Source organism: Novosphingobium cyanobacteriorum (assembly GCF_029436685.1).
Classification (GTDB): Bacteria; Pseudomonadota; Alphaproteobacteria; order Sphingomonadales; family Sphingomonadaceae; genus Novosphingobium; species Novosphingobium cyanobacteriorum.
The window spans coordinates 20,350-44,741 of sequence record NZ_JAROCY010000002.1; the positions used below are offsets into that span (position 1 = coordinate 20,350).

General features: G+C 66.3%; 23 protein-coding genes and 2 pseudogenes. 15 read left to right on the top strand and 10 right to left on the bottom strand.

From position 1 onward, the window contains the following. Positions 1-3: 3 nt before the first annotated feature. The 3 genes and pseudogenes from POM99_RS22560 to POM99_RS01900 all read right to left on the bottom strand — a co-directional run. Positions 4-54: pseudogene (locus POM99_RS22560) on the bottom strand (hypothetical protein); the annotation flags it as partial. Beyond that, positions 32-811, bottom strand: a pseudogene (locus POM99_RS01895) (crotonase/enoyl-CoA hydratase family protein); the annotation flags it as partial. The pseudogenes POM99_RS01895 and POM99_RS22560, both read right to left, overlap by 23 nt. A gap of 128 nt (positions 812-939) precedes the next feature. Next, on the bottom strand, positions 940-2,139 hold the full coding sequence (locus POM99_RS01900; protein WP_277275097.1) for an LL-diaminopimelate aminotransferase: 1,200 nt from the start codon (positions 2,137-2,139) through the stop codon (positions 940-942). Between the two features lie 180 nt (positions 2,140-2,319). Here POM99_RS01900 and POM99_RS01905 point away from each other — a divergent pair, with 180 nt between their 5' ends. Together POM99_RS01905 and POM99_RS01910 are read left to right on the top strand one after the other, a co-directional pair. Further along, positions 2,320-4,209, top strand: coding sequence for a PHA/PHB synthase family protein (locus POM99_RS01905; protein WP_277275098.1), 1,890 nt, complete (start codon positions 2,320-2,322; stop codon positions 4,207-4,209). A gap of 146 nt (positions 4,210-4,355) precedes the next feature. Further along, positions 4,356-5,297: a phasin family protein gene (locus POM99_RS01910; RefSeq protein WP_277275099.1), complete on the top strand. Its 942-nt coding sequence runs from the start codon at positions 4,356-4,358 to the stop codon at positions 5,295-5,297. Positions 5,298-5,408: 111 nt separating this feature from the next. Here the strand turns inward: POM99_RS01910 and POM99_RS01915 are convergent, their stop codons facing one another. Further along, a complete protein-coding gene (locus POM99_RS01915; protein ID WP_277275100.1) occupies positions 5,409-5,960 on the bottom strand; it encodes a glutathione peroxidase in 552 nt (183 codons plus the stop codon). Between the two features lie 126 nt (positions 5,961-6,086). Here POM99_RS01915 and POM99_RS01920 point away from each other — a divergent pair, with 126 nt between their 5' ends. Next, the gene (locus POM99_RS01920; RefSeq protein ID WP_277275101.1) at positions 6,087-6,503 is read left to right on the top strand and encodes a DUF983 domain-containing protein; all 417 of its coding nucleotides are present in this window, start codon (positions 6,087-6,089) and stop codon (positions 6,501-6,503) included. A 1-nt stretch (position 6,504) separates the two neighbouring features. Here the strand turns inward: POM99_RS01920 and POM99_RS01925 are convergent, their stop codons facing one another. From POM99_RS01925 to POM99_RS01935, 3 genes are read right to left on the bottom strand one after another with little or no spacing between them, the layout of a single operon-like run. Then, entirely contained in the window at positions 6,505-7,188 is a 684-nt protein-coding gene (locus POM99_RS01925; RefSeq protein ID WP_277275102.1) for a glutathione S-transferase family protein, read from the bottom strand. Positions 7,189-7,219: 31 nt separating this feature from the next. Beyond that, a complete protein-coding gene (locus POM99_RS01930; RefSeq protein ID WP_277275374.1) occupies positions 7,220-7,855 on the bottom strand; it encodes a CoA transferase subunit B in 636 nt (211 codons plus the stop codon). Further along, complete coding sequence (locus POM99_RS01935) at positions 7,855-8,565, bottom strand: CoA transferase subunit A (RefSeq protein ID WP_277275103.1); 711 nt, start codon at positions 8,563-8,565, stop codon at positions 7,855-7,857. Before POM99_RS01935 ends, POM99_RS01930 begins: the two co-directional genes overlap by 1 nt. 89 nt (positions 8,566-8,654) lie before the next feature. Here POM99_RS01935 and POM99_RS01940 point away from each other — a divergent pair, with 89 nt between their 5' ends. After that, positions 8,655-9,527, top strand: coding sequence for a LysR family transcriptional regulator (locus POM99_RS01940; protein ID WP_277275104.1), 873 nt, complete (start codon positions 8,655-8,657; stop codon positions 9,525-9,527). Between the two features lie 205 nt (positions 9,528-9,732). Here POM99_RS01940 and POM99_RS01945 read toward each other — a convergent pair whose 3' ends face one another. After that, positions 9,733-10,377 (bottom strand): HAD-IA family hydrolase, encoded by a 645-nt coding sequence (locus POM99_RS01945; RefSeq protein ID WP_277275105.1) that lies wholly within the window; start codon positions 10,375-10,377, stop codon positions 9,733-9,735. A gap of 140 nt (positions 10,378-10,517) precedes the next feature. On the opposite strand from POM99_RS01945, the gene POM99_RS01950 reads away from it, so the two are divergent. The 4 genes from POM99_RS01950 to POM99_RS01965 all read left to right on the top strand — a co-directional run bounded on the left by POM99_RS01950 (position 10,518) and on the right by POM99_RS01965 (position 15,194). Further along, entirely contained in the window at positions 10,518-11,297 is a 780-nt protein-coding gene (locus tag POM99_RS01950) for a universal stress protein (protein WP_277275106.1), read from the top strand. 67 nt (positions 11,298-11,364) lie between these two features. Beyond that, positions 11,365-11,814 carry a COG3650 family protein gene (locus POM99_RS01955; protein WP_277275107.1) on the top strand — a complete coding sequence of 150 codons (450 nt, stop codon included), beginning with the start codon at positions 11,365-11,367 and terminating at the stop codon, positions 11,812-11,814. A gap of 28 nt (positions 11,815-11,842) precedes the next feature. Continuing rightward, positions 11,843-12,604, top strand: a complete 762-nt coding sequence (locus POM99_RS01960; RefSeq protein ID WP_277275108.1) for a class I SAM-dependent methyltransferase — start codon at positions 11,843-11,845, stop codon at positions 12,602-12,604. A gap of 277 nt (positions 12,605-12,881) precedes the next feature. Further along, the gene (locus POM99_RS01965; protein WP_277275109.1) at positions 12,882-15,194 is read left to right on the top strand and encodes a CDC48 family AAA ATPase; all 2,313 of its coding nucleotides are present in this window, start codon (positions 12,882-12,884) and stop codon (positions 15,192-15,194) included. 73 nt (positions 15,195-15,267) lie between these two features. Here POM99_RS01965 and POM99_RS01970 read toward each other — a convergent pair whose 3' ends face one another. Beyond that, a complete protein-coding gene (locus POM99_RS01970) occupies positions 15,268-16,608 on the bottom strand; it encodes a sensor histidine kinase (RefSeq protein WP_277275110.1) in 1,341 nt (446 codons plus the stop codon). Between the two features lie 181 nt (positions 16,609-16,789). On the opposite strand from POM99_RS01970, the gene rpmH reads away from it, so the two are divergent. The 5 genes from rpmH (at position 16,790) to yihA (ending at position 20,329) form a co-directional block, all read left to right on the top strand. Then, entirely contained in the window at positions 16,790-16,924 is a 135-nt protein-coding gene (rpmH, locus tag POM99_RS01975) for a 50S ribosomal protein L34 (RefSeq protein ID WP_277275111.1), read from the top strand. A gap of 17 nt (positions 16,925-16,941) precedes the next feature. Further along, complete coding sequence (gene rnpA, locus POM99_RS01980; RefSeq protein ID WP_277275112.1) at positions 16,942-17,364, top strand: ribonuclease P protein component; 423 nt, start codon at positions 16,942-16,944, stop codon at positions 17,362-17,364. A gap of 136 nt (positions 17,365-17,500) precedes the next feature. Further along, on the top strand, positions 17,501-17,710 hold the full coding sequence (gene yidD / locus POM99_RS01985) for a membrane protein insertion efficiency factor YidD (RefSeq protein WP_277275113.1): 210 nt from the start codon (positions 17,501-17,503) through the stop codon (positions 17,708-17,710). A 60-nt stretch (positions 17,711-17,770) separates the two neighbouring features. Beyond that, on the top strand, positions 17,771-19,570 hold the full coding sequence (gene yidC, locus POM99_RS01990; protein ID WP_277275114.1) for a membrane protein insertase YidC: 1,800 nt from the start codon (positions 17,771-17,773) through the stop codon (positions 19,568-19,570). Between the two features lie 132 nt (positions 19,571-19,702). Then, on the top strand, positions 19,703-20,329 hold the full coding sequence (gene yihA, locus POM99_RS01995) for a ribosome biogenesis GTP-binding protein YihA/YsxC (protein WP_277275375.1): 627 nt from the start codon (positions 19,703-19,705) through the stop codon (positions 20,327-20,329). A 140-nt stretch (positions 20,330-20,469) separates the two neighbouring features. Here yihA and POM99_RS02000 read toward each other — a convergent pair whose 3' ends face one another. Beyond that, complete coding sequence (locus POM99_RS02000) at positions 20,470-22,341, bottom strand: putative bifunctional diguanylate cyclase/phosphodiesterase (protein ID WP_277275115.1); 1,872 nt, start codon at positions 22,339-22,341, stop codon at positions 20,470-20,472. A 208-nt stretch (positions 22,342-22,549) separates the two neighbouring features. Here POM99_RS02000 and POM99_RS02005 point away from each other — a divergent pair, with 208 nt between their 5' ends. After that, positions 22,550-23,215 carry a glutathione S-transferase family protein gene (locus POM99_RS02005; protein ID WP_277275116.1) on the top strand — a complete coding sequence of 222 codons (666 nt, stop codon included), beginning with the start codon at positions 22,550-22,552 and terminating at the stop codon, positions 23,213-23,215. Between the two features lie 2 nt (positions 23,216-23,217). Then, positions 23,218-24,348, top strand: a complete 1,131-nt coding sequence (gene dapE, locus POM99_RS02010; protein WP_277275117.1) for a succinyl-diaminopimelate desuccinylase — start codon at positions 23,218-23,220, stop codon at positions 24,346-24,348. The last annotated feature ends 44 nt before the right edge of the window (positions 24,349-24,392 follow it).

Genomic DNA, 24,392 nt, shown 5'->3' on the forward strand with positions numbered 1-24,392 from the left:
GCGTCAGATGCGGTCACGGATCGACGAACTCGGGCGGGCGCTTTTCCATGCCGGCGCGCACCGATTCGATCTGGTTGCGCGAATACATCAGTTCGTGCTGGGCCATGCTTTCGGCCATCAGCGCGCGATCGGCATCCATGTGCGCGGTGCGGGTGGAGAGTGACTTGGCGGCGCGCACGGCATGGGGGCTCTTGCCGGCAATCTCGCGCGCCAGGGCCATCGCGCGGCCCAGCGGATCGGCATCGGTGTGGGTGGCAAAGCCCAGCAGGACCGCCTCCTCCCCGCTGAATTCGCGGTGGGTATAGGTCAACTCGCGCAGTACATCGTCGCGCACGTTGCCGTGCCACAGGGCATAGCCGCCCATGTCGGGCACAAGGCCCCACTTCACCTCCATGACGGCAAGCCGCGTATCGGGCGCGACGATGCGGAAGCAGGCCCCGCTGGCGATCTGCAGCCCGCCGCCGAAGCACACGCCGTGGACTGCGGCGATCACCGGCATCGGCAGCTTGCGCCAGACCATCGCCGCCTGCTGCGGACGGTTGGCGTTGCCATGGGTGCGTTCGGTAAGGGCGGTGTCCTTCAGCCTTTCAGGATTGCCCATCGATGACAGGTCCAGCCCCGCGCAGAAGGCCCGCCCCGCGCCCGAAAGGACCGCGCAGCGCACCCCGCGCATGTCGTGCAGGTGGTGGCCCGCATCGATCAGGGCATCGAACATCGCATCGTCCAGCGCGTTCATCTTGTCCGGCCGGTCGAGCAGCACGTGCGCGACATGGTCTTCGATGGTGATGCTGACGCGGTCGTGGAATCGCATGGGTCATCCTGCTCAGGCTTTATGCTCTGGACCCATGTGTTCGCGCATGGGCGGGGCCCGGTCCAGCGCGATCTTTGCCGTTGCCCGCAAGGCCCGCCCGAAGGGCAGCGCCTTGCGGTGCGACAGGGTCAGGCGGCCGAGGCGTTGACGCCCATGCTCTGCAGGTAGCGCTTGATGTTGCGCGCGGCCTGGCGAAGGCGCTGTTCGTTCTCCACCATGGCGATGCGGACGAAGCCTTCCCCGTCCTCGCCATAGCCCACGCCCGGCGCCACGGCGACTTCGGCATGGGTCAGCAGCTGCTTGGAAAACTCCAGGCTGCCGAGGTGCCTGAGCGCCGGGGGCAGCGGGGCCCAGGCGAACATCGAGGCGGGCGGGCTGGGGATTTCCCACCCGGCGCGGCCAAACGCCTCGACCATCACGTCGCGGCGCTTCTGATAGAGCTCGCGGTTCTTGGCCACGATGTCCTGCGGGCCGTTCAGCGCGGCGCAGGCGGCGGCCTGGATCGGCGTGAACGCGCCGTAATCAAGGTAGGACTTCACCCGCTTGAGCGCGGCGATCAGGCGACGGTTGCCCACGGCGAAGCCCACGCGCCAGCCGGCCATGGAAAAGGTCTTGGACATTGAGGTGAATTCCACCGCCACGTCCTTCGCTCCCGGCACTTCCAGGATCGAACGGGTCGGGTTGCCGTCGTAATAGAGTTCGGAATAGGCGAGGTCCGAGAGGATCCACACCTTGTTCTCGCGCGCCCAGGCGACAAGCCGTTCATAGAAGGCAAGGTCCACCGTCTCCGCCGTGGGGTTGGACGGATAGTTGACGATCAGCACAGAGGGGCGCGGCACCGAATACTTCATCGCCCGATCGAGCGAATCCCAATAGCGTTCGTCGGGCGTGGTCGGCACCGAGCGGATCGTGGCCCCGGCGATGATGAAGCCGAAGGTGTGGATCGGGTAGCTGGGGTTGGGAGCCAGCACCACGTCGCCCGGCGCGGTGATCGCGGTGGCGAGGCTGGCGAGCCCTTCCTTCGAGCCCATGGTCATCACCACTTCGGTTTCGGGATCCAGCTCCACGTTGAAGCGGCGGCCATAGTAGCTGGCCTGCGCGCGGCGGATGCCAGGAATGCCGGACGAGGCCGAATAGCCATGCGCGTCCGCCTTCTTCGCCACTTCGCACAGCTTGTCGATCACGTGGTCGGGCGGCGGCAGGTCGGGGTTGCCCATGCCGAGGTCGATGATGTCCCTACCGGCGGCGCGTGCGGCGGCCCGCATGCCGTTGACTTCGGCAATGACGTAGGGCGGCAGGCGCTTCATGCGGTAGAATTCTTCATCCACGGCTGGTTACTCGGTTTCCTTGCGGCGGAAGTGCCGCAGAGGCCGCCCTTACGCCCTTTGTAAGCCGGATGGAACCTAGGCAGCGACACAGGCGTGCAATTGCGCTGCCAAGTTGCAACAAGCGCGCTATAGCCGGAAAGCGCGCCGTGTTTGAGGGAACCGATGGCCAGGCCAGAAAGCATGCATGACGACCAGCACGCCACGATCGGCGACATGACCGTGGTGGAGGACCTGTTCCGCAAGCAGGGCGAGGCGATGCAGGCGATGTTTTCCGCCTTCCTGCCCACGGCCGAAACGCCCCCGCCCGATCCGACCGACATCCAGCACTGGGCCATGTCCGCCGCAAAGCTGCAGAAGATGTGGCTGGATTTCGGCGCCGAGCAGGCCGGGCAGATGGAGCCGGCGATGATGCGGCTGCTGGATCCTGCGCGCTGGACCGGCCTGTTCGAAGGCTGGTTCCGCACCCTGCCCATCGCCCGCGCGGAAACGCAGGCCAAGCTTTTTGAAGACAGCATGGCGTTGTGGAACAGTGTGCTGGCCGCCTATGGCGGTAGCGCGCTGATCGCCCCGACTCCGGCGGAAAAGGCGCCTGACCTGCCGCACAAGGACCGCCGCTTCGCCGATCCCAAATGGCGCGAACAGCCGCTGTTCGCGCTGCTGCACCAGACCTACCTGTTGCTGGCCGACAGCATCAACCGCATGGCGGACGAGGTGGAAGGCCTTTCCCCCGCACGGCACAAGCAGCTGAAGTTCGCCACCCGCGTGCTGACCGAGGCGTTGAGCCCCGCCAACTTTCCGCTGACCAACCCGGTGGTGATCGAAAAGACGCTGGAAACGCGTGGCGAAAACCTGGTGAAGGGGGTGGAGCACCTGTTGGCGGACCTGCGCAAGGGCCAGCTGACCCACACCGATCCCCACGCCTTCGAACTGGGCCGCAACATCGCCGCCACGCCGGGCAAGGTGGTCTATGAATCGCCGCTGTTCCAGCTGATCCAGTATTCACCGACGACCGACACGGTGCTGGAAGTGCCGCTGGTGATCTTCCCGCCGTGGATCAACCGGTTCTACATCCTCGATCTCAATCCCAAGAACAGCTTCATCCGCTGGGCCGTGGCGCAGGGGATCAGCGTTTTCGTGGTCTCGTGGAAATCGGCCGATGCCGAAATGGCGGACCTGACCTGGGATGATTACATCCTGGGCCAGATCGAGGCGATCGACCATGTGCGCGCGCGGCTGGGCGTTCCGGCGGTCCACACTATCGGTTATTGCGTGGCGGGCACCACGCTGGCCGCCACGCTGGCAATGCTGGCCCGGCGCGGACAGGCGGACAAGGTGGCCTCGGCCACGTTCTTCACCGCGCAGGTCGATTTTGACGATGCGGGCGAACTGAAGACCTTCATCGACGACCAGCAGATTCGCCTGTTCGAAAGCATGACCACCGACGGCTTCCTTGACGGGCGCTATATCGCGGCCACGTTCAACCTGCTGCGCTCCAAGGACCTGATCTGGAACTACGTGGTCAACAACTACCTGCTGGGGCAGGACTATCCGGCGTTCGACCTGCTGCACTGGAACGGGGACACCACCAACCTGCCGTTCAAATGGCAGAAGGCCTATCTGGAAGACCTTTATCGCGACAACCGCCTGATCGTGCCCGATGCGATGGTGGCCGATGGCACGCCGATCGACCTTCGCCGCATCGCAACACCGTGCTACATCCAGGCTGGGCGCGAGGACCATATTGCACCTGCGGAAAGCGTGTGGAAGCTGACCCGCCATCTCGATGGCCCATGGAAGTTCGTGCTCGCGGGATCGGGGCACATCGCCGGGGTGGTGAACCCGCCCGAGGCCAACAAGTATCAGTACTGGCTGAACGACGGCGATCCGGATTCGCTCGCCGAGTTCACGGCCAACGCGCGCGAGATCAAGGGCAGTTGGTGGCCGGACTGGCTGGCTTGGCTGACCGCGCTCGACGGTGCGCAGGTGCCTGCCAAGGGCAAGCGCGCGCCCGGTGGCCGGGGTGACAGGGTGATCGAGGATGCCCCGGGCCGGTATGTGAAAACGCGCTGAAAATACCTCCAAACTGGCATATTGTGCAGTGCACAATCCGTATTGACTTTTATCGCGCAAACTCTACTTTGTGCAGTGCAGCAAACGAGGCGGTCTGACACGATGTCCGGCGGTCTCGGCAGCTGCACAGCATGGAGTCGCCAGTCATGGCCGAAGACGCGAATGAAATCACCGGGATCGCTCCTGAAGCGGAAGGCGCCGTTGCGGCTCCTGTCGTGGAAGTGGTGGAACCCGTTGCCGCCGCGCCGGAAGCGATCGTGGAAGCGGCTGCTGCAGATGCAGGAATTGCGGCCGAACCGGCTCCGGTAAAGAAGAAGGGCGGCCGCCCACGCAAGGATGCGGTGAAGGTGGAGGCCGAACCTGCGCCGGTGGCGGAAGCGCTCCCGGCCGAAGCTCCGGTTTCCCAGGTCCCGACGGCAAAGCCGGCCAAGGTCAAGGCGCCCCGCAAGGCTGCGTCCACGACCGTGAAGGCAAAGCCCGTGGCCAAGCCGGTCAAGGCGAGCCCCGTGAAGGTGAAGGCGTCCAAGCCAGCACCTGTTGCACGCCCTGCCAAGGCGCCGAAGATTGCCGTGTCCAAGTTCAAATCCAGCGTGATCAACGCCGCCGCCCCCGCTCCGGGTGCCGCGACGGCCCCCAGGAAGGAACAGTTCAAGATGGCTACCCCCACCGAAATGACCGAAAAGTTCACCAGCGCGTTCAAGGACGCTAGCGAAAAGGCCAAGGCCGCGTTCGAAAAGAGCCAGGCCAGCCTGGGCGACGTGACCGAGTTCGCCAAGGGCAACGTCGAGGCGATGGTTGAATCGACCAAGATCCTCGCTTCCGGCCTGCAGGAAATGGGCAAGGGCTATGTGACCGAGAGCAAGTCGGTGATGGAAACCCTGACCGAAGAACTCAAGGGCCTCACCTCGGTGAAGTCGCCCACCGAATTCTTCGAAAAGCAGAGCGCGCTGCTGCGCAAGCAGTTCGACGCGGCTGTCGCCGCCAGCTCGAAGAACAGCGAAGCGATGCTCAAGCTCGCCAACGAAGCCTTCCAGCCGATTTCGAACCGCGTCAGCATCGCTGTCGAAAAGATGAAGCAGGCCGCCTGATCACCTGATTGGCGGCGCGTTCAATCGGCGTGCGCGCGCCGCTTCGGCCTGACGAAGGCGGGCCGGGAGGGTAGACCCTCCCGGCCCGTTTCTATTTGCAGGCTGTTTCGTTCAGCCCTTGGCCAGTTCCGCCTCGATCGTCGCCACCAGGTCGGCATCGTCGGGCGCCACCGTCGGCGCAAAGCGCGCAGCCACGCTGCCGTCGCGCGCCAGCACGAACTTCTCGAAATTCCACAGCACTTCCGGGTCTGGGTTAGGCGTCATGCCATAGCCGCGCAGGCGTTCGCGGAAAGCTTCCGGATCGCCGCGCTTTTCGGGGACAGCCTCGGTCAGCGCGGCAAAGAGCGGCTGCTTGCCTTCACCCACCACGCTCGCCTTGGCGAAGAGCGGGAAGCTGACGTTGAAGCCGGTTTCGCAGAAGGTGCGGATCTCGTCGTCGCTGCCCGGCTCCTGCGCGCCGAAGTCGTTGGCGGGGAAGCCCAGCACCTCGAAGCCCTGCGGCCCGTACTTTTCCTGCAGCGCCTGCAGGCCGGAATACTGCGGCGTCAGGCCGCACTGGCTGGCGGTGTTGACCACCAGCAGCACCCTGCCGCGATGCGCGCCAAGGCTGTCGGGCGTGCCGTCGTTGCGGGTGAGGGCGATATCGGGAAGCGGCTGGGACACGGCACTTGCTCCTGTCGGGAATCGGGTTGGGGCCGGAGCATGCTTTGCCTGCGCGGATTGGGCAATGGTCGTGCTTGCCCCCCTGCGCGCGCAGGCCTATCGCGCCCCCAGCACAAGGAACCGATCATGGCGCTCTTCTCCAACCCGAAATTCCGCTGGATCGTCCATTGCGGGTGGAAAGGCTTGTGCCCCCGCTGCGGCAAGGGCGCCATGTTCGATGGCTGGCTGAAGCTCAACAAGACCTGCCCGGAATGCGGGCTGGACTACAGCTTCGCCAATGCCGACGATGGCCCCGCGTTCTTCGCGCTGTGCATCACCGCCTTCCCGTTGACCTTCATCGCCGTTTGGCTGGAAGTGAAATACAGCCCGCCGTGGTGGGTTCACGTGCTCACCTCGGTGCCGATCCTCGGCTTCGGCTGCCTCGCCACGCTGCGCCCGTTCAAGGGCTGGCTGGTCGCCTCGCAATACGTGAACAACGCGGTGGAGGCCGGAACCGAAAACCTGTGGGCCAAGCTGAACGAGCGCGAGAAGCGCGGGGAGTGAATCAGCTGCGGCGGTAGTCGGCGATGATCTCGCCGGCTTCGGCCAGCTCCGCTTCGTGGCTTTCCTCGCGCCAGGTTTCGGCCAGCGCTTCCTCTTCCCACTGGCGCATGGCGGGGTGGGCCAGCACGTGGTCGACCCAGGCCTGCCCCTTGCCCACGTCCAGCCCATAGGTGCGGATGCGGAAGGCGACCGGGGCATAGAACGCATCCAGCGCGGTGAATGCGGAGCCGGCCAGCCATGGCCCACGGAACCGCGCCAGCCCTTCCTCGAAAATCTCGCGAATGCGGGCCACGTCCTTCACCAGCGCCGGGCGCATCGGGCGCGGCTCCACCCGCACGCCCACGTTCATGGTGCAATCGTTGCGCAGGGCGGAGAAACCGCCGTGCATTTCGGCGGCGGCGCACAGGGCGAAGGCGCGGGCGGCCTCATCCTGCGGCCAGACGCCGGGGTGCCGCTCGGCCAGATAGAGCGCGATGCCCAGCGAATCCCAAACGGTGCGGTCCTCGTCAATCAGCACCGGCACCTGGCCCGTGGGGGAAAAGGCGCGGAACTCCTCGTAGTTCACCGGCTTGGTGAACGGCTCGAGCCGGTCGGCAAAGGGGATGCCCAGCGCCTTCATCAGCACCCAGGGCCGCAGCGACCAGCTCGAATAGTTCCGGTTGGCGGTGATCAGGGTGTATGGCATGCGCGGCTCCTTCCGGACCCGCGCCGCCCGGTCAATCCACGTAATGCGCGGTGGTCTTCGCCCGCACTTCCTCGACCGTCACCCCCGGCACCAGCTCCACGAGGCGGAATGGCGAGGAGTGGTCCGGCCGCTGGAACACGGCGAGGTCGGTCACGATCATGTCCACCACGTTGCGGCCCGTCAACGGCAGGGTGCAGGCGGGGATGAACTTGGGGCTGCCGTCCTTGGCGCAGTGCTCCATCACCACGATGATCTTCTTCACGCCGGCGACGAGGTCCATAGCGCCGCCCATGCCCTTGATCATCTTGCCGGGCACCATCCAGTTGGCGATGTCGCCGTTCTCGGCCACTTCCATTGCGCCCAGCACGGTCAGGTCGATATGGCCGCCGCGGATCATCGCGAAGCTCTGCGCGCTGTCGAAATAGGCCGACTGCGGCAGTTCGCTGATCGTCTGCTTGCCGGCGTTGATCAGGTCGGCGTCCTCCTCGCCCTCCAGCGGGAAGGGGCCGATGCCCAGCATCCCGTTCTCGCTTTGCAATGTCACCGTCATCCCCTGCGGAATGTGGTTCGCCACCAGCGTGGGGATGCCGATGCCGAGGTTCACATAGAACCCGTCCTGCAGCTCGCGCGCCGCGCGGGCGGCCATCTCGTCACGACTCCAGCCCATCACGCGGTCTCCTTCTGCCGCACGGTGCGGAACTCGATCTTCTTGTCATAGGGCGCGCCCACGATCATGCGCTGGACATAGACGCCCGGCAGGTGGATCGCATCGGGGTCGAGGCTGCCGGTGGGGACGATTTCCTCCACCTCCACCACGCACACCTTGCCGCAGGTGGCCGCCGGCACGTTGAAGTTGCGTGCGGTCTTGCGGAACACCACGTTGCCCGTCTCGTCCGCCTTCCACGCCTTCACCAGCGCCAGGTCGGCAAAGATGCCCTGCTCCAGGATATATTCCTGGTCGCCGAAGACCTTGGTTTCCTTGCCCTCGGCCACCAGCGTGCCCACGCCGGTCTTGGTATAGAAGCCGGGAATTCCCGCGCCGCCCGCGCGCATGCGCTCGGCCAGCGTGCCCTGGGGGGAGAATTCCACCTCCAGCTCGCCCGAAAGATACTGCCGCTCGAATTCCTTGTTCTCGCCCACGTAGGACGAGATCATCTTCTTCACCTGCCGCGTGCGCAGCAGCTTGCCGATGCCTTCATTGTCGATGCCGGCGTTGTTGCTGGCGAAGGTCAGGTCCTTCACCCCGCTGTCACGCACCGCATCAAGCAGGCGTTCGGGAATGCCGCAAAGGCCGAAGCCCCCGCATGCGATCAGCAGCCCGTCGCGCAGCAGCCCGTCAAGGGCGGCGGCGGCGTCGGGATAGAGCTTGTTGGCCATGGAACTCTCCCAGTGAGTGCCAAGCTTCTACTCCACCGGAACAATCGAAAACAGCGATACTTTTTGATCGATAATGATAAACAAAGGCTATGAAACGGCTGGCCATCTATCACCTTGAAACGCTGCTGTGGATCGCGCGGCTGGGCACCTTCCGCGCCGCGGCGGAGCGGCTCAACACCACGCAGCCCGCCATTTCCGCGCGGGTGAAGGAGATGGAGGACCAGCTCGGCGTCGCACTGTTCCGGCGTGAAGGGCGCGGCATGGTGCTCACCGCCAAGGGGCGCGATCTGGTCAAGGACTTCGAGCCGCTGTGGGCCGGGTTCGAACGCGCGCTGTTCAAGGCCAGCGACTTCGCCGGCGCCACCGGCGTGGTGCGCATCGGCGCGGGCGAGATCGCGGCGGCCAGCTGCCTGCCCGGCTTCGTGGCGCAGGTGGAGCAGGACCTGCCCGGCGTGACGCTCGAGCTTGAGCTGGACCTCACCGCGCGCATGCTGCAGCAGCTGCTCGGCGGCACCAGCGACATCGTGTTCCTGGCCGGCCCCGTGGCCAGCCCCGGCATACGCACCGCCGCCATCGGATCGGTACGGCTGGTGTGGGTGGCAAGCCGCGCCACGGCGCAGGCGGGCGGCTTCGCCAATCCGCTGCCGGTCTGGTCCATTCCCAGCCATTCGCCGCTGCACGGCGTGATGCGCGAATCGCTCGCCCAGCACGGCATCGCCCCGCCCACGATCGCCACCTGCAACAACGTGCGGACGCTGGTGGAGATCGTGCTGGCCGGGCGCGGCGCGGCGGTGCTGCCCGAAACCATGATCCGCGCCGAACTCGCCAGCGGCGCGCTGGTGGAAGTGCTGCCCCGCCCCAAGCGCCAGGTCCGCTTCGAAGCCGCGATTCGCAGTACCGAAAGTGACCCCCTGATCCTCGAACTCTTCCGCCGGGCGTCTGCCCTGCGCATCGATCCTTAGGAAGAGCGTTTCGCGCAGAGAAGAGAAGAGGATTTTCTCGCGAAGACGCAAAGACGCGAAGAGGTTGCGCGTGCGGCGGAGCCGCCATTTGACCCGTCTGCTTGAAGCGGAAAGCATGCGGCGCGGCCGATCCTCTTCGCGTCTTTGCGCGAACCAGACTCCCTTCTTCTCCGCGTCCCCTGCGCGCTCTGCGCGAACCAAAAACCTAAAGCGCCACCCCCAGCACTGCCGACAGATCCGCCAAGGCCTGCTCCCCGCTCGTCACCTTGATCGCGTGCATCCCCAGCATCGCCGCCGGCTTGCAGTTGATGCCCAGGTCGTCGAGGTACACGCAGCATGCCGGCTCCAGCGCCAGCGCTTCGCACATCATCTGGTAGATTCGCGGGTCGGGCTTTCTCACCCCTGCCTTGCTGCTTTCGATCACGTGTTCGAACCGTGCGAAGATGCGCTCCATTTCATCCGCCGCATCGCCGCTGCGCGCCATGCCCGCGCCGTGGCCGGTGGGCACGTTGTTGGTGATGCAGCCCAACCGGTACCCCTGCGCCTTCAGCACATCCAGCGCGCGCACCATCGCCGGCCGCACTGCACCCGCCAGCACGGCCAGCACCGCGCCGCCTTCCAGATCGTGCCCCAGCGCCCGCGCCTCCTCGGCAAACATCCGGTCAAACGTCGCCGCATCGATCTCCGCCCGCTCGAACAGCGCCCAGGCGTTGCCGTCGGGGTTCAGCCGGTTGACGCTGCGAACGAAGTCCTGCGGCAGTCCGCGCTCCGCCTCCAGCCGGTTGAACGCCTCGAACGGACTGGCGGTGATCACCCCGCCGAAATCGAAAATCACTGCGTCAAACGCCATGCGCCTCTCCTGTCGCGCCCTGCTTACCGCGCGGCGATAACGGAGCAAGCTGGATCGACGGCAGGGGAATTGACGCAGGTCATGGCAAAACGTTGAGAGCGCGCGCAAATCCGGTGCAGACCAAAAGAAGGAGGATCCCCATGCGCTCCATTCTCTGCCCGGCCGACAGCGCCGATTCGCTCAACGATCGTGTCGAAACCGCACTCGCGCTGGCCCGTGCCACCAACGGCCACGTCACCTTCCAGATCGCCACTCCGTTTGCCCAGATGGCGATGTGGGAGCCATTTGGCGGCGCCGCGCTCAGTGCCGAAGCGATCAACCAGGTGCGCGTTGCGGATGAAAAGCTCGCCGCCGATCTCGATGCCCGCCTGGCGCGGCAGGATGTCGCCTTCGATGTCGAGATCGTTGACGAAGGCCGCATCGAAGGGATCGCCGCCGCCGCGCGCTTCGTCGATGTGATCGTCGCCAGCCTCGATGATCCGGGGCTTGAGGAAGTCGGCCTTGGCGTGCGCTGCCCGGTCCTCGCCGTGCCGCGCGGTGCGCCGCTGCTCGCCTTCGATGCGCCGGTCATGGTGGCGTGGGACGGCGGCCACGAATCCGCCGCCGCCCTGCGCGCCTCGCTGCCGCTGCTGCGCATGGCCAGCGCGGTCCATCTCGTCACCGTGCGGGAAAAGTCGTCGGATTTCCCCGCCAGCGACGCTGCCTGCTATCTCTCGCGCCACGATATCCATGCCGAATGCCATGAAGTGGAGCGCAACCACTCCATCGCCTTCACGCTGGAAGACATGGCGCGAAAGCTTGATGCCGGGCTGATCGTCATGGGCCTCTACGGCAAGAGCCGCCTGCGCGAACTGCTGCTTGGCGGCGTTTCACGCGATCTGCTCGATCGCTCCACCGTGCCCCTGCTGCTCGCGCATTAAGGAACTGGTCGTCCCGCCGGTAACTCGCTAGACCGTCCCGCGATCGGGGGCGGTCAGGAGTTCCGGCGTGAAGGTCCAGTGGCTGCTACCCATGCTGGCGCTGCCCCTGTTGACGGTGGCCGCGTGCCACCCCGCCGCGCCGCCGCCGCCGGTGGACGATACCGCCAGGGACGCCGCTCCCCAGCCCGATCCCGCTCCTTCGCCAAAGGCCGCCGCCAAGCCTGCCATCCCTGCAAAGCTGCACGCCACGGGTACCGAGCCGTTCTGGGGCGCGATCGTCGATGGCGCCGTGCTCACCTACAGCACGCCCGAATTCCCCAACGGCATCCGCATCACCGTGTCACGGGCGGAAAAGCCGGGCAGCGCGGTGTTCACCGGCGCGCTCGATGGCAAGCCGCTGACTCTCACCGTCGCGCCCGGCACCTGCAGCGACGGGATGAGCGACAAGGTCTACAGCTTCACCGCCCTGCGTGAGATCGGCCCCGATTCCGCGCGCGGCTGTGCCGATCCGCAATGATTCATCACCTCACAGGGGAGATTTCGCGATGAAGAGGACCTTTGCCTTCACCCTTCTGGCCGCCGCCGCGCTGGCGCTGCCGGGGGCCGCATCTGCCAAGCCGATGAAGGCCGATCCGGTCGTTGCCGCCCTGGCGGACAAGACCCGCCCCGAAGCGGACAAGGCGCTGGATGCTGGCCGCAATCCCGCCGCCGTTCTCGCGCTCGCGGGGATCAAGCCGGGGATGACCGTGGTCGATTGGGGCGCGGGCGGCGGTTACTACACCCGCCTGTTCAGCGATATCGTCGGGCCCAAGGGCCGCGTCTATGCCACCGGCCACCCCAAGTATTCCAAACCCGCCGTTTGGGAAGCCATCGTCAAGCAGCATCCCAACGTGCTGCCGCAGATCGCCCTGCCCGAAGCGCAATGGCTTGCTCCGAACTCGGTCGACGCCATCTTCGCGCACCTGGAGTTCCACGATCTCTACCTGCCGGCGCAGGATGGCGGCAATGTCCCCGCGCTCGATGTGCCCGCGCGCCTGCGCAACTGGCTGGCCGCGCTCAAGCCCGGCGGCACCGTCACCATCGTCGATCACGTCGGCCTGCCGGGTGAACCCGCCGTGGTGGCCGATACGCTCCACCGCATCGATCCCGCGCGCGTGCGGGCAGACATGGAAGCGGCCGGCTTCGTCCTCGATGGATCGATCGACACGCTGCAGAACCCCGCCGATCCGCACACCGGGCTGGTGTTCGATCCTGCCATCCGTGGCAAGACCGATCGCTTTGCCATGAAGTTCCGCAAACCGGCCTGATCCGTCCTTGAATTGCAAAAACCGCAATTGCGTTTGTCTCTTTCGCACTTGCACAAAAATAGGTTGCTAGGCATACAGACCATGCCTTTCAGGCATCCTCTCCCAAGACTTAAACGGCCTGGCTGGCAACAGCCGGGCCTTTTTTTGTCCCTGATTCCAGCGCTCTTGGCCAAGCTGCGCCGGGCCACCGCAACCAATCCGCGCCAGCCGTGTTTGAAAACCCGCTTGCCGCTTCCTAGTTCAGGTTCCGGCACTTCACCACGGACGGAGCGGGCACATGGCAGACGCGGCAACCCTCGATCAGGACAGGATCGTGCGGCTTCAGGTCGCCGGATCGCGGCAGGAGGAATCCGGCCATGGCATCGCCCGCATAAGCCGCGCGGTGATGGGCCGCCTCGGCGTGACCGAGGGCGACGTGATCGAGATCATCGGCAAGCGCAGCACCGCGGCGCGCGCCGTACTGCCCTACCCTGAGGACGATGGGCTCGAGCTCATCCGGCTCGATGGCCTGCAGCGTGCCAATGCCGATGTCGGCTCGGGCGAGCACGTGGAAGTGCGCAAGGCGGAAAGCCGCCCGGCGCAGCGCGTGGTCTTCGCCCCGGCGCAGCGTGACCTGCGCCTGCAGGGGCCTGCCGCCGCGCTGAAGCGCAACTTCGCCGGGCGCCCGCTGGTGACGGGCGATCTCGTCGCCACCGCCGGGCAGCAGCAGGTCAACCGTGGCGACATGCCGCCAGCCTTGCGCCAGATGCTCAATGCGCCGGCCTTCGCGCTCACCCAGATCCGCCTCACCGTCGTCTCCACCGTACCCAAGGGGGTGGTCCACATTGACGAGAACACCGAGGTGGAGCTGCGCGCCGAATACGAGGAGCCGCGGAGCAGCCGTGCCGACGTCAACTATGACGACGTCGGCGGCATGGGTGACACCATCCGCCAGCTGCGCGAGATGGTGGAACTGCCGCTGCGCTACCCCGAACTCTTCACCCGCCTTGGCGTCGATCCGCCCAAGGGCGTGCTGCTGCACGGCCCGCCGGGCACCGGCAAGACGCGCCTCGCCCGCGCCGTCGCCAATGAAAGCGACGCCTCGTTCTTCACCATCAACGGGCCCGAGATCATGGGCTCCGCCTATGGCGAGAGCGAGAAGCACCTGCGCGAGGTGTTCGAGGAGGCGACCAAGAACGCGCCCTCGATCATCTTCATCGACGAGATCGATTCGATCGCGCCAAAGCGCAGCGAAGTGCATGGCGAGGCGGAAAAGCGCCTTGTCGCGCAGCTGCTGACGTTGATGGACGGGCTGCATACCCGCTCAAACCTCGTCGTCATCGCCGCCACCAACCGGCCCGACGCGATTGATGAGGCGCTGCGCCGTCCCGGCCGCTTCGACCGCGAGATCGTGGTCGGCGTTCCCGACGAATCCGGCCGGCGCGAGATCCTGGGCATCCACATGCGCGGTATGCCGCTGTCCGATGATGTGGATCTCAAGGAACTGGCGCGCACGACCCACGGCTTCGTGGGGGCGGACCTTGCCGCCCTGGCGCGTGAGGCGGCGATCGAGGCGGTGCGGCGGATCATGCCCCGGCTGGACTTCGAACAGCAGACCATCCCGCAGGACGTGCTCGACAGCCTGCGGGTGGAGCGCGACGACTTCCTGGAAGCGCTGAAGCGCGTGCAGCCTTCGGCGATGCGCGAGGTCATGGTGCAGGCTCCCACGGTTGGCTGGGACGATGTTGGCGGGCTCGACACGGCGCAGGAAAAGCTGCGCGAAGGTGTTGAACTGCCGCTGAAAAATCCCGAGGCCTTCCACCGCCTCGGCATCCGGCCGGCCAAGGGCTTCCTGCTCTATGGTCCGCCCGGCACCGGCAAGACCCTGCTGGCCAAGGCCGTGGCCAAGGAGGCAGAGGCGAACTTCATCGCGATCAAGTCGTCAGACCTGCTCAGCAAGTGGTATGGCGAGAGCGAGCAGCAGATCGCGCGCCTCTTCGCCCGTGCCAGGCAGGTGGCCCCATGCGTTGTTTTCATTGATGAAATTGACAGCCTGGTGCCCGCGCGCGGCACCGGGGTGGGCGAACCGCAGGTGACGGCGCGGGTGGTCAACACCATCCTGGCCGAAATGGACGGGCTGGAGGAACTGCAGTCCGTGGTGGTGATCGGCGCGACCAACCGCCCGAACCTGGTCGATCCGGCGCTGCTGCGCCCCGGCCGGTTTGACGAGCTGGTCTATGTCGGCACCCCCAGCCGCGAAGGACGGGAGCGAATCCTGCGCATCCACACGGCCGCCATGCCGCTTGCCGACGATGTTGATCTGCTTGAAATCGCGCGGGAAACCGAACGGTTCACGGGTGCCGACCTGGAAGACGTGGTGCGCCGCGCCGGCCTCAACGCCATTCGCCGCGCCGGCGGTGCGGTGCAGCAGGTGACCGGGGCAGACTTCACCGCGGCGCTGGCCGACAGCCGGGCGACGGTGACGGCGGAGATGGAAGAGGACTATGCGAAAATGAAGGGCGAGCTGAAGAAGCGCGCGATGGAGCCCTCGCCGATCGGCTTCCTTGCCCCCGGCATGGTCCAGCCGACGCGGGAATCGAAGCACAAATGACGTAAGTTGAGAACGACTGAGACGGGGTTGAGATGGACTGAGAGCGACTGAGAGGTGGTTGAGCGATGCTGAACTACCCCTCGGTCACCTCGTCCGCAGCCATCGGAAAGGCGATCTCGACGACGATGCCGTGGCTCTCGAACGAGCGGGCGATCTTGCCCCCCAATTGCCGTTCGGAACTGCGGATCAGCATCGAACCGAACCCCTCGCGCCCCGTCTTGCCACCGGGGGGCGGGGTGATCGGGCTGGCGGCTTCCTCGCGCCAGTTCAGCTGCACGGTCCCGCCGCTTTCCCGCCATTCCACATGCACCAGCCCGCCCGGCTGGGACCATGCGCCGTATTTCACCGCGTTGGTCACCAGTTCGTGCAGCACCAGTCCCAGCGGGACGGCGTGGCGACCGGGGATCACCAGTTCGCCGCCCGCCATCTCGCAGCGTTCGCTGCTGGAGCGATAGGGGGCGATGACCTTGCCCACCAGTTCCGCGATGTCGACATGGGTGTCGCCGTGCGAGCCCTGCGTCACGTCGTGCGCGGTCACCAGCGCGTGGATGCGCTTGGCGATGCGGTCCACCGCGGGGGCGGCGGCGGTGTCTCCGCGGGCGGACATCTTCACGATGGCGAGGATCACCGCGAACAGGTTTTTTACTCGGTGATTCAGTTCCTTGGCCAGAATGTCGGCCCGATCGTGGGCGATCGCCAGCGCCTCGGCATTGGCGGCGGCGGATTCGGCCCGCGCGGTGCGGATCGCCTGCCACAGGCCAAGGCCCAGCGCGACCACGATCACCGCGAACAGAAGCGCGAGCAGGGGCACGACGCGGTGTTCGGCAACGGCAGCCGCGCCGGTCGCCTCTTCCAGCCGGGCGCGCTCGATCGCTTCCAGTCTGCCCACGCTGCGGCGCAGGGCCTGCATGGCGAGCTGGCCTTCGTCGCTGAGGATGCGGGTGTGCGCATCGACCACGCGGCCCCGCTCCACCATGGCGACGGTGCCCGCCATCTCAGACCACTTGGCGTCGCCCAGCCGGTCGATCTCGTCCACCAGCGCGGCCTGGTCCTCGCTCAGGGTGTCGCCCATGCGCTGGCGCAGCGCTTCCTGCTCCGCCTCGTAGGCCCTGCGCCCGGTGTAGTAGGGCGCAAGATAGCGGCGGTCGGTGGTGATGAAGTAGCCGCGCTGCGCCGATTCACCATTCAGGGTGGCGGAAACGATGCCATTGAGCGCGGAAATGACCGAGGCGGTGCGCCGGGCCTGTTCGCGCTGCACCCGTTCGGCCTCAACCGTGGCGAAGATCAGGGAAAAGCTGCCGAGCAGGGCCAGCGCGACCACCGCGAGCAGTGCAAGCGCGGGCACACGCGGGGTCTTGCGCCACCAGCCCCGCGCGGTGGGGCGCGGGTTGTCAGGATCGTTATTGGCGGCCATTGGGGCGGTGCCTAACGAAAGAAGCGTTGGGCGGCAAGCATATGCGGGTTCCCGCGAAACGGGCCGGGCACCGCACAGCTTGACGGGAAGGCGGCCTTCGACTACGGCCCGGCCCCTGATTCCGGACCTGCCCGAAACGGCGGGGTTCCGCCATTCCGATTCGAAAAGAAGAGCCAGACCAATGAAGCGCACCTTCCAGCCCAGCAACCTTGTCCGCGCCCGCCGCCACGGCTTCCGCGCCCGCACGGCCACTGTAGGCGGCCGCAAGGTGCTGCGCGCGCGCCGCGCCCGCGGCCGCAAGAACCTGTCGGCCTGATCGCCGCTGGTCTGCAAGTGACGGCGGATGCGCCCGCGGCGCCTTCCGCCCCCAAGCTTGCGGTTATTCAGAAGAGGGCGGACTTTCTGGCCGCCAATCGCGGGATCCGGGTCGCAAGGCCCGGATTCGTGCTGTTGGTCAACCCGCTTGCGCGCGCCGACGGGCTGCAGCGCTTTGGCGTGACGGTGACCAAGAAGATCGGCAACGCGGTTGTCCGCAACCGCATGAAGCGCCGTTTCCGCGCCCTGCTGCGCGAGATCCTGCCGGTGCAGGGCATCGCCGGGGCGGACCATGTCCTGATCGGCCGCGAAGGCGGGATCGAACGGGACTTTGCCGCGATGCGCGCTGAACTGGAACAGGCCCTAGGCCGGGCCAGGGACGGCAAGAGCGATGCCCCAAGATCGCGCGGCAGGGGCAAGCCGCATGGGCGGGGGAAGTGATGGTTGGCGCCATGCCCACCCCGCTGCGACTAAATCTGCTGCGCAGGCCAAGTCTCGCGCCCCTCCCGCAGGCGGGAGGGGGAAGGCACGCCCCTGCTCCCCTCCCGCTTGCGGGCGGGGTTGGGGGTGGACTGTTATGAAGCGCCTGATGATCCTTGTCGCCCGGGGCTGGCAGCTGGGACCGTCGCGAATCCTGCCGCCTTCCTGCCGGTTCATGCCTTCGTGCTCGCAATATGCGATCGAGGCGCTGGAAAAGCACGGTGCGATTAAGGGTGGCTGGCTGGCGTTGAAGCGGCTATTGCGCTGCCACCCGTGGGGCGGCTGCGGTCATGATCCAGTGCCCTGAAGCCGCCCTGCACAGGGCGGCAAATCCTTTCACGATGACGACAACAGAACGCGAGGCAGTGTGGAAAATCAGCGCAACCTGATCTGGGCCGTGGTGCTCATGGGCCTGCTGCTGATCGGCTGGGACCAGGGCGTGCGGTACTTCTATCCGCAGGCCAACAAGCCCAAGCCGGTGGCTTCTGCCCCTGCCAACGCAGATGCTGCGCCCGCCAAGCCAACCCGCGAAGGCGGGCTGCAGGCGCCGGCCGATGTCGCGCTGGAAGCGCAGGACCTGAAGGCCGCGCTCGCCTCGCCGCAGCGCGTGGCCATCGATGCGCCGGGCCTGAAGGGGTCGATCAACCTGGTTGGCGGCGTGATCGACGACCTGACGCTGGTCCGCCACCGCGAGGCGCTGGACAAGAGCAGTGCGCCGGTGCGCATCTTCAGCCCTGCCGGCACCCCGGCGCAGCACTTTGCGCAGCTGGGCTGGCTGGGCGAGAACGGCCTTGCCGCGCCCAACGGCCAGACCGTGTTCACGGCGCAGGGCGGCAAGCTGACCCCGGCGACGCCGGTGACGCTGAGCTGGACCAACCCGACCGGCCAGACATTTTCGATCCGCTATGCGATCGACCAGAACTACCTGATCACCGCGACGCAGAGCGTGGCCAATGCGGGCGGCGCGCCGGTGACGGTGAAGCCCTTTGCCTTCGTCAACCGCACCGACAAGACCGCCAGCCTCGATACCTGGCAGGTGCATTCCGGCCCGATCGGCGCGTTCGATGGTTCGGTGAACTTTGCCACCAACTACAAGGACGTGGCGGCAACCGGGCAGGTGACGCCGGCGGGCACGCCCAACTGGATCGGCTTTACCGACATCTACTGGCTGAGCACGCTGGTGCCTGCCGAAGGCAGCAAGGCGAAGGCCGATTTCCGCGCGCTGGGCAACGGCGTGTTCCGCGCCGACCTCGTCTGGCCGCAGACGCAGGTTGCGCCGGGGCAGACGCAGAGCCAGCAGGTGCGCCTGTTTGCCGGAGCCAAGGAGAACTCGGTTCTCGAATCTTACGAAAAGCAGGGCGTCACCAACCTTTCGCTGTCGATCGACTGGGGCTGGTTCCGCTGGTTTGAAAAGCCGATCTTCTGGCTGCTCGATTCGCTGTTCCGCGCGGTGAAGAACTTTGGCGTGGCGATCATCCTGCTGACGCTGATCGTGCGCGGCATCATGTTCCCGGTGGCGCAGCGCCAGTTCGCCAGCATGGCGGCGATGAAGGCGATCCAGCCGAAGATGAAGGCGATCCAGGAACGCTACAAGGACGACAAGCAGAAGCAGCAGCAGGAAGTGATGGCGCTGTACAAGCAGGAAGGCGTCAACCCGCTGGCCGGGTGCCTGCCGATCTTCCTGCAGATCCCGGTGTTCTTCGCGCTGTACAAGGTGCTGGTGCTGACCATCGAGATGCGTCACCAGCCGTTCGGCCTGTGGATCCATGACCTTTCGTCGCCCGATCCGCTGCACGTGCTGAACCTGTTCGGTCTGCTGCCGTTCACCCCGCCGAGCTTCCTTGCCATCGGCCCGCTGGCGATCCTGCTGGGCATCACCATGTGGGCGCAGTTCAAGCTGCAGCCTTCGGCGATGGACCCGGCACAGCAGCAGGTGATGAGCATCATGCCGTGGATGATGATGTTCGTGATGGCGCCGTTTGCGGCCGGGCTGCTGATCTACTGGATCACCAGCAACCTGCTGACCATCGGGCAGCAGCGCTATCTCTATGCCCGCCACCCGCAGTTGAAGGCGCAGGCGGACAAGGACCAGCAGAACATCGACCGCAGCGTGGCGCGCGACAAGAAGGCGGTGCCGCCGCCGGCGAACAAGCCCAAGCGGCGATAACAGGCCGGGGCTGGCTTCGTCGTGCTGGCGGAGGGCCCCCACTCCAACCCTTCCCCCTGACGGGAAGGGGCTTTTGAAGGCAGTTTGAACGTGAGCAGCAAGACCGGACCCGACGAGGAAGGCCTGCGCCTGATGGCGCTGGAGGAGCGGGCGCGGGTGCTGTTCTCTGGCCGGGTGGAGTTCCTGAAGAGCGCGCCGTCGCTGAAATTCCTGCCCGATCCGGCAGAGCCCGAGATCGCCTTTGCCGGACGATCCAACGTGGGCAAATCATCGCTGATCAACGCGATCACGGGGCGAAAGTCGATTGCGCGCACATCGGTGACGCCGGGGCGCACGCAGGAGCTGAACTGGTTCGAAGTGGGCGAGCCCACCGTTCTGCGGCTTGTGGACATGCCCGGCTATGGCTTTGCCAAGGCCCCGCCCAAGGTGGTGGAGGCGTGGCGCCGGCTGGTGCGCGATTTCCTGCGCGGGCGTGTGGTGTTGAAGCGCACGCTGTTGCTGATCGACAGCCGCCACGGGGTGAAGCCGGTGGATGCCGAGATGATGCAGATGCTGGACGAGGCGGCAGTCGGCTATCGCATCGTGCTGACCAAGGCGGACAAGATCAAGGCGAGCGAGCTGGCCGAGGTGATCGCCGCGACCGAGGCGGCTGCGCGCAAGCGCACGGCGGCCTATCCCAAGGTGCACGTGACCTCTTCGGAAAAGGGAATGGGCATTGCCGAACTGCGCGCGGCGGTGCTGGAAGACAGCGAGATCTAGGAAGGATTTTGGTCTGTTTCAGTTTCACTGAAGCAGGTTGGGCACCGGCCCACTCCCCCGCCCGGCCACCCACGAGAGTACCCTGAATGGGTGGCCGGGCGGGGGAGTGGGCCGGTGCCGCCTCCGCGTTAGCCGCCAAATCAGGCGGCGCTGGCTTCGTTCAAAGGCAACTGTGCTTCCAAGATTTCGTCCAACGGGGCGGGGCGCGCAATGTAATACCCTTGCGCATAATGGAAGCCGGCCAGCGTAGCCTCCATCAACTGCATCTCGGTCTCGATCCCTTCGAACACGCATTCAAGGCTGAGCGAGCGGGCGAGGTTGCGGATCGCGCCGACGAGGCGGCGGCCCACGGAATCGTCCAACCGCACGGCAAAGCTGCGGTCTATCTTGACGATGTCGATCGGCAGCATGTGCAGCGAGCTGAGGCTGGAATAGCCGGTGCCGAAATCGTCGAGCGCGATCTGCGCCCCGCTGGCGCGCAGGCGGCCCAATGCTTCTCGCGCGGAATCGAAATCGGCGATCAGGCTGCTTTCGGTGATCTCGAACACCAGGCGGCGCGCGCGCACGCCGGTACGCTCGATCCGGTCAAGCAGGGCCGTGACGGTATCGGGATCGGCGATGTCGGGCGCGGCGAGATTGAACGAGACACGCATCGTCGAGGGCAGTCGATCGAAATCTGCCAGCACGCGATCGAACAGGGACAGCGTGACCGCGCGGGCCATGCCCAGGCGTTCCGCCGTGGCGAAGAGCATTTCTGCTGGAACCGGACCCATCAGGGGCGAGACCCAGCGCGCCAGCGCCTCAACGCCCGCAGGGGCCATAGAGCGGGTGGCGACGATGGGCTGGTAGGCGAGCGTGAGTTCCTTCGACAGGTCCGCCACCTGCAGCGCGGATTCGAGCGCCTGTTCGGAGCGGATCATCTGCTCCAGCTCTGCCGAGAAGCGCACCATCGTGCCACGCCGCGCCTTCTTGGCATGATAGAGCGCGAAGTCCGCACGATCGAACAGGGCGTGGGCGGTGGTGCCCGCATCCGGCCAGGCTGCAAGGCCGCCCGAGCAGCCGACCGATACCGTGACATCGCCGATCTGCACGGGCAGCTGAACCAGCTCGCACAGCGACTGGCCGATCGATTCGGCAAGGTCCAGCGGGCCTTCGACGATCAGGCCGAACTCGTCACCACCCAGGCGGGCGATGGTCACTTCCGGCCCGCAGGCGCCGCGCAGCCGGTCTCCGATGGCCTGCAGCAGACGATCGCCCTGGGCATGGCCGTGGGTGTCGTTGATCGGCTTGAACCGGTCGAGATCGAGCACGCCGATAGAGAAGGGCGCGCGATCCCGGTCCCGGGCCAGCATGCTGTCGAGCCGCGAGAAGAAGTAGCGCCGGTTGGGCAGGTGGGTGAGCGGATCGGAATGGGCGAGGCGGGCGTTGTCTTCACTGAGCCGTTGCGCCTGCGCGCGTTCCGCCTCAAGCGCGCCGCGCGATTCTTCCAGCCCTACGAACGAGGCATAGGAATCGCGCAGCACCTTCAGCACCACCAGCCCGACCAGCGCGATATTGGCGCCCATGGCCATGATCGCCGGCTGGCCGCTGGCCATGCAATAGATCAGGAAGGTGCCGAGCACGATGATGAACACCGCATAGGCCGCGCGGGGCAGATAGGTGAGGCAGAAGATGCAGCCCATCACCGTGACCGCGACGAACACCCCGATATGGCCGTGTTCATAGGCGCCGCCATAGCCATCGAGCATGAGCGCCCAGGTTACGAAGCCGACCGACATGAGGCTGGCGAAGAATTCGGTGCGGCGCAGCATGCGGCTGGCGTGCTCGGCGCTGATCTCCTCTCGCAGCGGGCGCAGCCATGCGACCAGGCGGATCAGCGCCAGGGTGATCAACACCACCGGAATGTAGACGCACAGCCACGCCGGGGCATAGGCAAAGTGGGTGAAGGCCAGAAGAGCCGCGCTGGTGGCGAGCAGAAAGTACATCGGCGGCAGTTGGCGCCGCAGGTTCATGAACTGCGCAACCGCAAGCGGTCTTTGCCCGGCGATGCGGGCAACAGGCTGCAGAGGTGGCGGATCTGGCGAGTCCATCCTGCCGGGCCTAGGCCGCAGTGGTTTCCCAAACGTTTAGCATATGGCTCCGCAAGACTGCGCAGGGAGCCGTTCGCAAAGGCGGCGTTCAGCCTCGACACCGTGGGGATGAATGGGTAGGCGAAGGGCCATGAAGCTCGTGATCGGCAACAAGAACTATTCCAGCTGGTCGCTGCGCGGCTGGCTGGCGGCGAAGCAATCGGGCCTGGCCTTCGAGGAGATCACCGTCCCCCTGTATGGCGAGGACTGGGACGAGGCGAAGAAGACCGACGAGCTGGCGCCGTCATCGGGCAAGGTGCCGATCCTGTGGGATGGTGATGCGGTGATCTGGGACAGCCTGGCGATCATCGAATACCTGGCCGACAAGGTGGGGCGCGACCGCTTCTGGCCCAAGGACGACGCGGCGCGCGGCATGGCGCGATCGATGGTGGCGGAAATGCATTCCAGCTACCTGCCGCTGCGCCGCCAGCTGCCGATGAACATCCGCAAGCGGATTGAAGGCGTGGCGGTGACGGCGGACGTGCGGGCGGACATCGTGCGCATCCTGACGCTGTGGGCAGAGGCGCGGGCCCGGTTCGGGCAGGGCGGGCCGTTCCTGTTCGGCACGTTCTGCGCGGCCGACATCATCTATGCGCCGGTGGTCTCGCGCTTCACCTCCTACGGCATTCCGGTGCCGGGCTTTGCGCAGGTCTATATGCAGGCGGTGTGGGAACACCCGTGGATGCAGGCGTGGGTCTCTGCCGCCGAAGAGGAGGAATGGACCATCGAACAGTTCGACACGCCGGGGGTGGCCTGACCATGACCGAACTCGACCCTGTCCTCCTGGCCGAGCGGCTGATCGATTGCCCCAGCGTGACCCCGGCCACCGGCGCGGTGTTCGATTGCTTGGCAGAGATGCTGGAGCCGCTGGGCTTTGCGGTGCATCGCTTCATCGCCGGCGAACCGCCGGAAGGGCCGGTGGAGAACCTCTATGCCCTGCGCAAGGGGCCCGAGGGCAGCCGCCACTTCGCCTTTGCCGGGCATCTCGATGTGGTGCCGCCGGGCGAGGGCTGGTCAAGCGCGCCGTTCACCTCGGAGCGGCGGGGTGAGCTGCTTTACGGGCGCGGCGCGGTGGACATGAAAGGCTCGATCGCCTCGATGGTGAGCGCCGTGGCGCAGATTCCCGCTCAGGCCGGTTCGATCAGCTTCATCATCACCGGTGACGAGGAAGGCCCGGCCAGATACGGCACGGTGCCGCTGATCGAGCATATCCGCGCCATCGGCGAAGAGCCGGACCTGTGCCTGGTGGGCGAGCCGACCAGCGTGAACCGGCTGGGCGACATGGCCAAGATCGGCCGGCGCGGATCGGTGAACATCTGGCTGACGGTGAAGGGCGCGCAGGGGCACGTCGCCTATCCGCATCTGGCCGACAATCCGATCCCGCGCCTGATCGCGATGCTGGCCGAACTCGATGCGCTGGTGCTGGACGAAGGCAGCGAGTGGTTCCAGCCGAGCAACCTGGAGATCACCGACCTTGAGGTGGGCAACCCCGCCACCAACGTGATCCCCGCCGAAGCGCGGGCGCGCCTGTCGATCCGCTTCAACGACCTGCACACCGGGCAGGGGCTGGTGGACCGCGTGACCGCAATCGCCCAGCGCCACGGTGGCGAGGCGCGCGCGGTGATATCTGGCGAAAGCTTCGTCACCCTGCCCGGCGCGTTCTCCACGCTGGTGGCGCAGGCGGTGGAGGCGGAGACCGGCCTCTCGCCCGAACTTTCCACCACCGGCGGCACCAGCGATGCGCGCTTCCTGCGCGCGGTGTGCCCCGTGATCGAATTCGGCCTGTGCAACGCGACCATGCACAAGAAGGACGAGGCCGTGGCGATGGAGGACCTGCGCGTGCTGGCGCGGATTTATAAGCGGATTGCGGAAGCGGCGCTGGGGGGGTGATGCAAAGGCGAAGCGTGGGGCCGGGCAGGTACGAAGAATTGACT

Bases quoted from the DNA above. Each gene is read 5' to 3' on its own strand.
- yihA (WP_277275375.1), top strand. From the start codon at position 19,703: ATGGCGCTGGAGGAGCGGGCGCGGGTGCTGTTCTCTGGCCGGGTGGAG.
- POM99_RS02000 (WP_277275115.1), bottom strand. From the start codon at position 22,341: ATGAACCTGCGGCGCCAACTGCCGCCGATGTACTTTCTGCTCGCCACC.
- POM99_RS01970 (WP_277275110.1), bottom strand. From the start codon at position 16,608: ATGGCCGCCAATAACGATCCTGACAACCCGCGCCCCACCGCGCGGGGC.
- POM99_RS01930 (WP_277275374.1), bottom strand. From the start codon at position 7,855: ATGGGCTGGAGTCGTGACGAGATGGCCGCCCGCGCGGCGCGCGAGCTG.
- rpmH (WP_277275111.1), top strand. From the start codon at position 16,790: ATGAAGCGCACCTTCCAGCCCAGCAACCTTGTCCGCGCCCGCCGCCAC.
- POM99_RS01950 (WP_277275106.1), top strand. From the start codon at position 10,518: ATGCGCTCCATTCTCTGCCCGGCCGACAGCGCCGATTCGCTCAACGAT.
- POM99_RS01920 (WP_277275101.1), top strand. From the start codon at position 6,087: ATGGCGCTCTTCTCCAACCCGAAATTCCGCTGGATCGTCCATTGCGGG.
- POM99_RS01925 (WP_277275102.1), bottom strand. From the start codon at position 7,188: ATGCCATACACCCTGATCACCGCCAACCGGAACTATTCGAGCTGGTCG.
- POM99_RS01940 (WP_277275104.1), top strand. From the start codon at position 8,655: ATGAAACGGCTGGCCATCTATCACCTTGAAACGCTGCTGTGGATCGCG.
- yidD (WP_277275113.1), top strand. From the start codon at position 17,501: ATGAAGCGCCTGATGATCCTTGTCGCCCGGGGCTGGCAGCTGGGACCG.
- dapE (WP_277275117.1), top strand. From the start codon at position 23,218: ATGACCGAACTCGACCCTGTCCTCCTGGCCGAGCGGCTGATCGATTGC.
- POM99_RS01965 (WP_277275109.1), top strand. From the start codon at position 12,882: ATGGCAGACGCGGCAACCCTCGATCAGGACAGGATCGTGCGGCTTCAG.
- POM99_RS02005 (WP_277275116.1), top strand. From the start codon at position 22,550: ATGAAGCTCGTGATCGGCAACAAGAACTATTCCAGCTGGTCGCTGCGC.
- POM99_RS01945 (WP_277275105.1), bottom strand. From the start codon at position 10,377: ATGGCGTTTGACGCAGTGATTTTCGATTTCGGCGGGGTGATCACCGCC.
- POM99_RS01935 (WP_277275103.1), bottom strand. From the start codon at position 8,565: ATGGCCAACAAGCTCTATCCCGACGCCGCCGCCGCCCTTGACGGGCTG.
- POM99_RS01910 (WP_277275099.1), top strand. From the start codon at position 4,356: ATGGCCGAAGACGCGAATGAAATCACCGGGATCGCTCCTGAAGCGGAA.
- POM99_RS01905 (WP_277275098.1), top strand. From the start codon at position 2,320: ATGCATGACGACCAGCACGCCACGATCGGCGACATGACCGTGGTGGAG.
- POM99_RS01960 (WP_277275108.1), top strand. From the start codon at position 11,843: ATGAAGAGGACCTTTGCCTTCACCCTTCTGGCCGCCGCCGCGCTGGCG.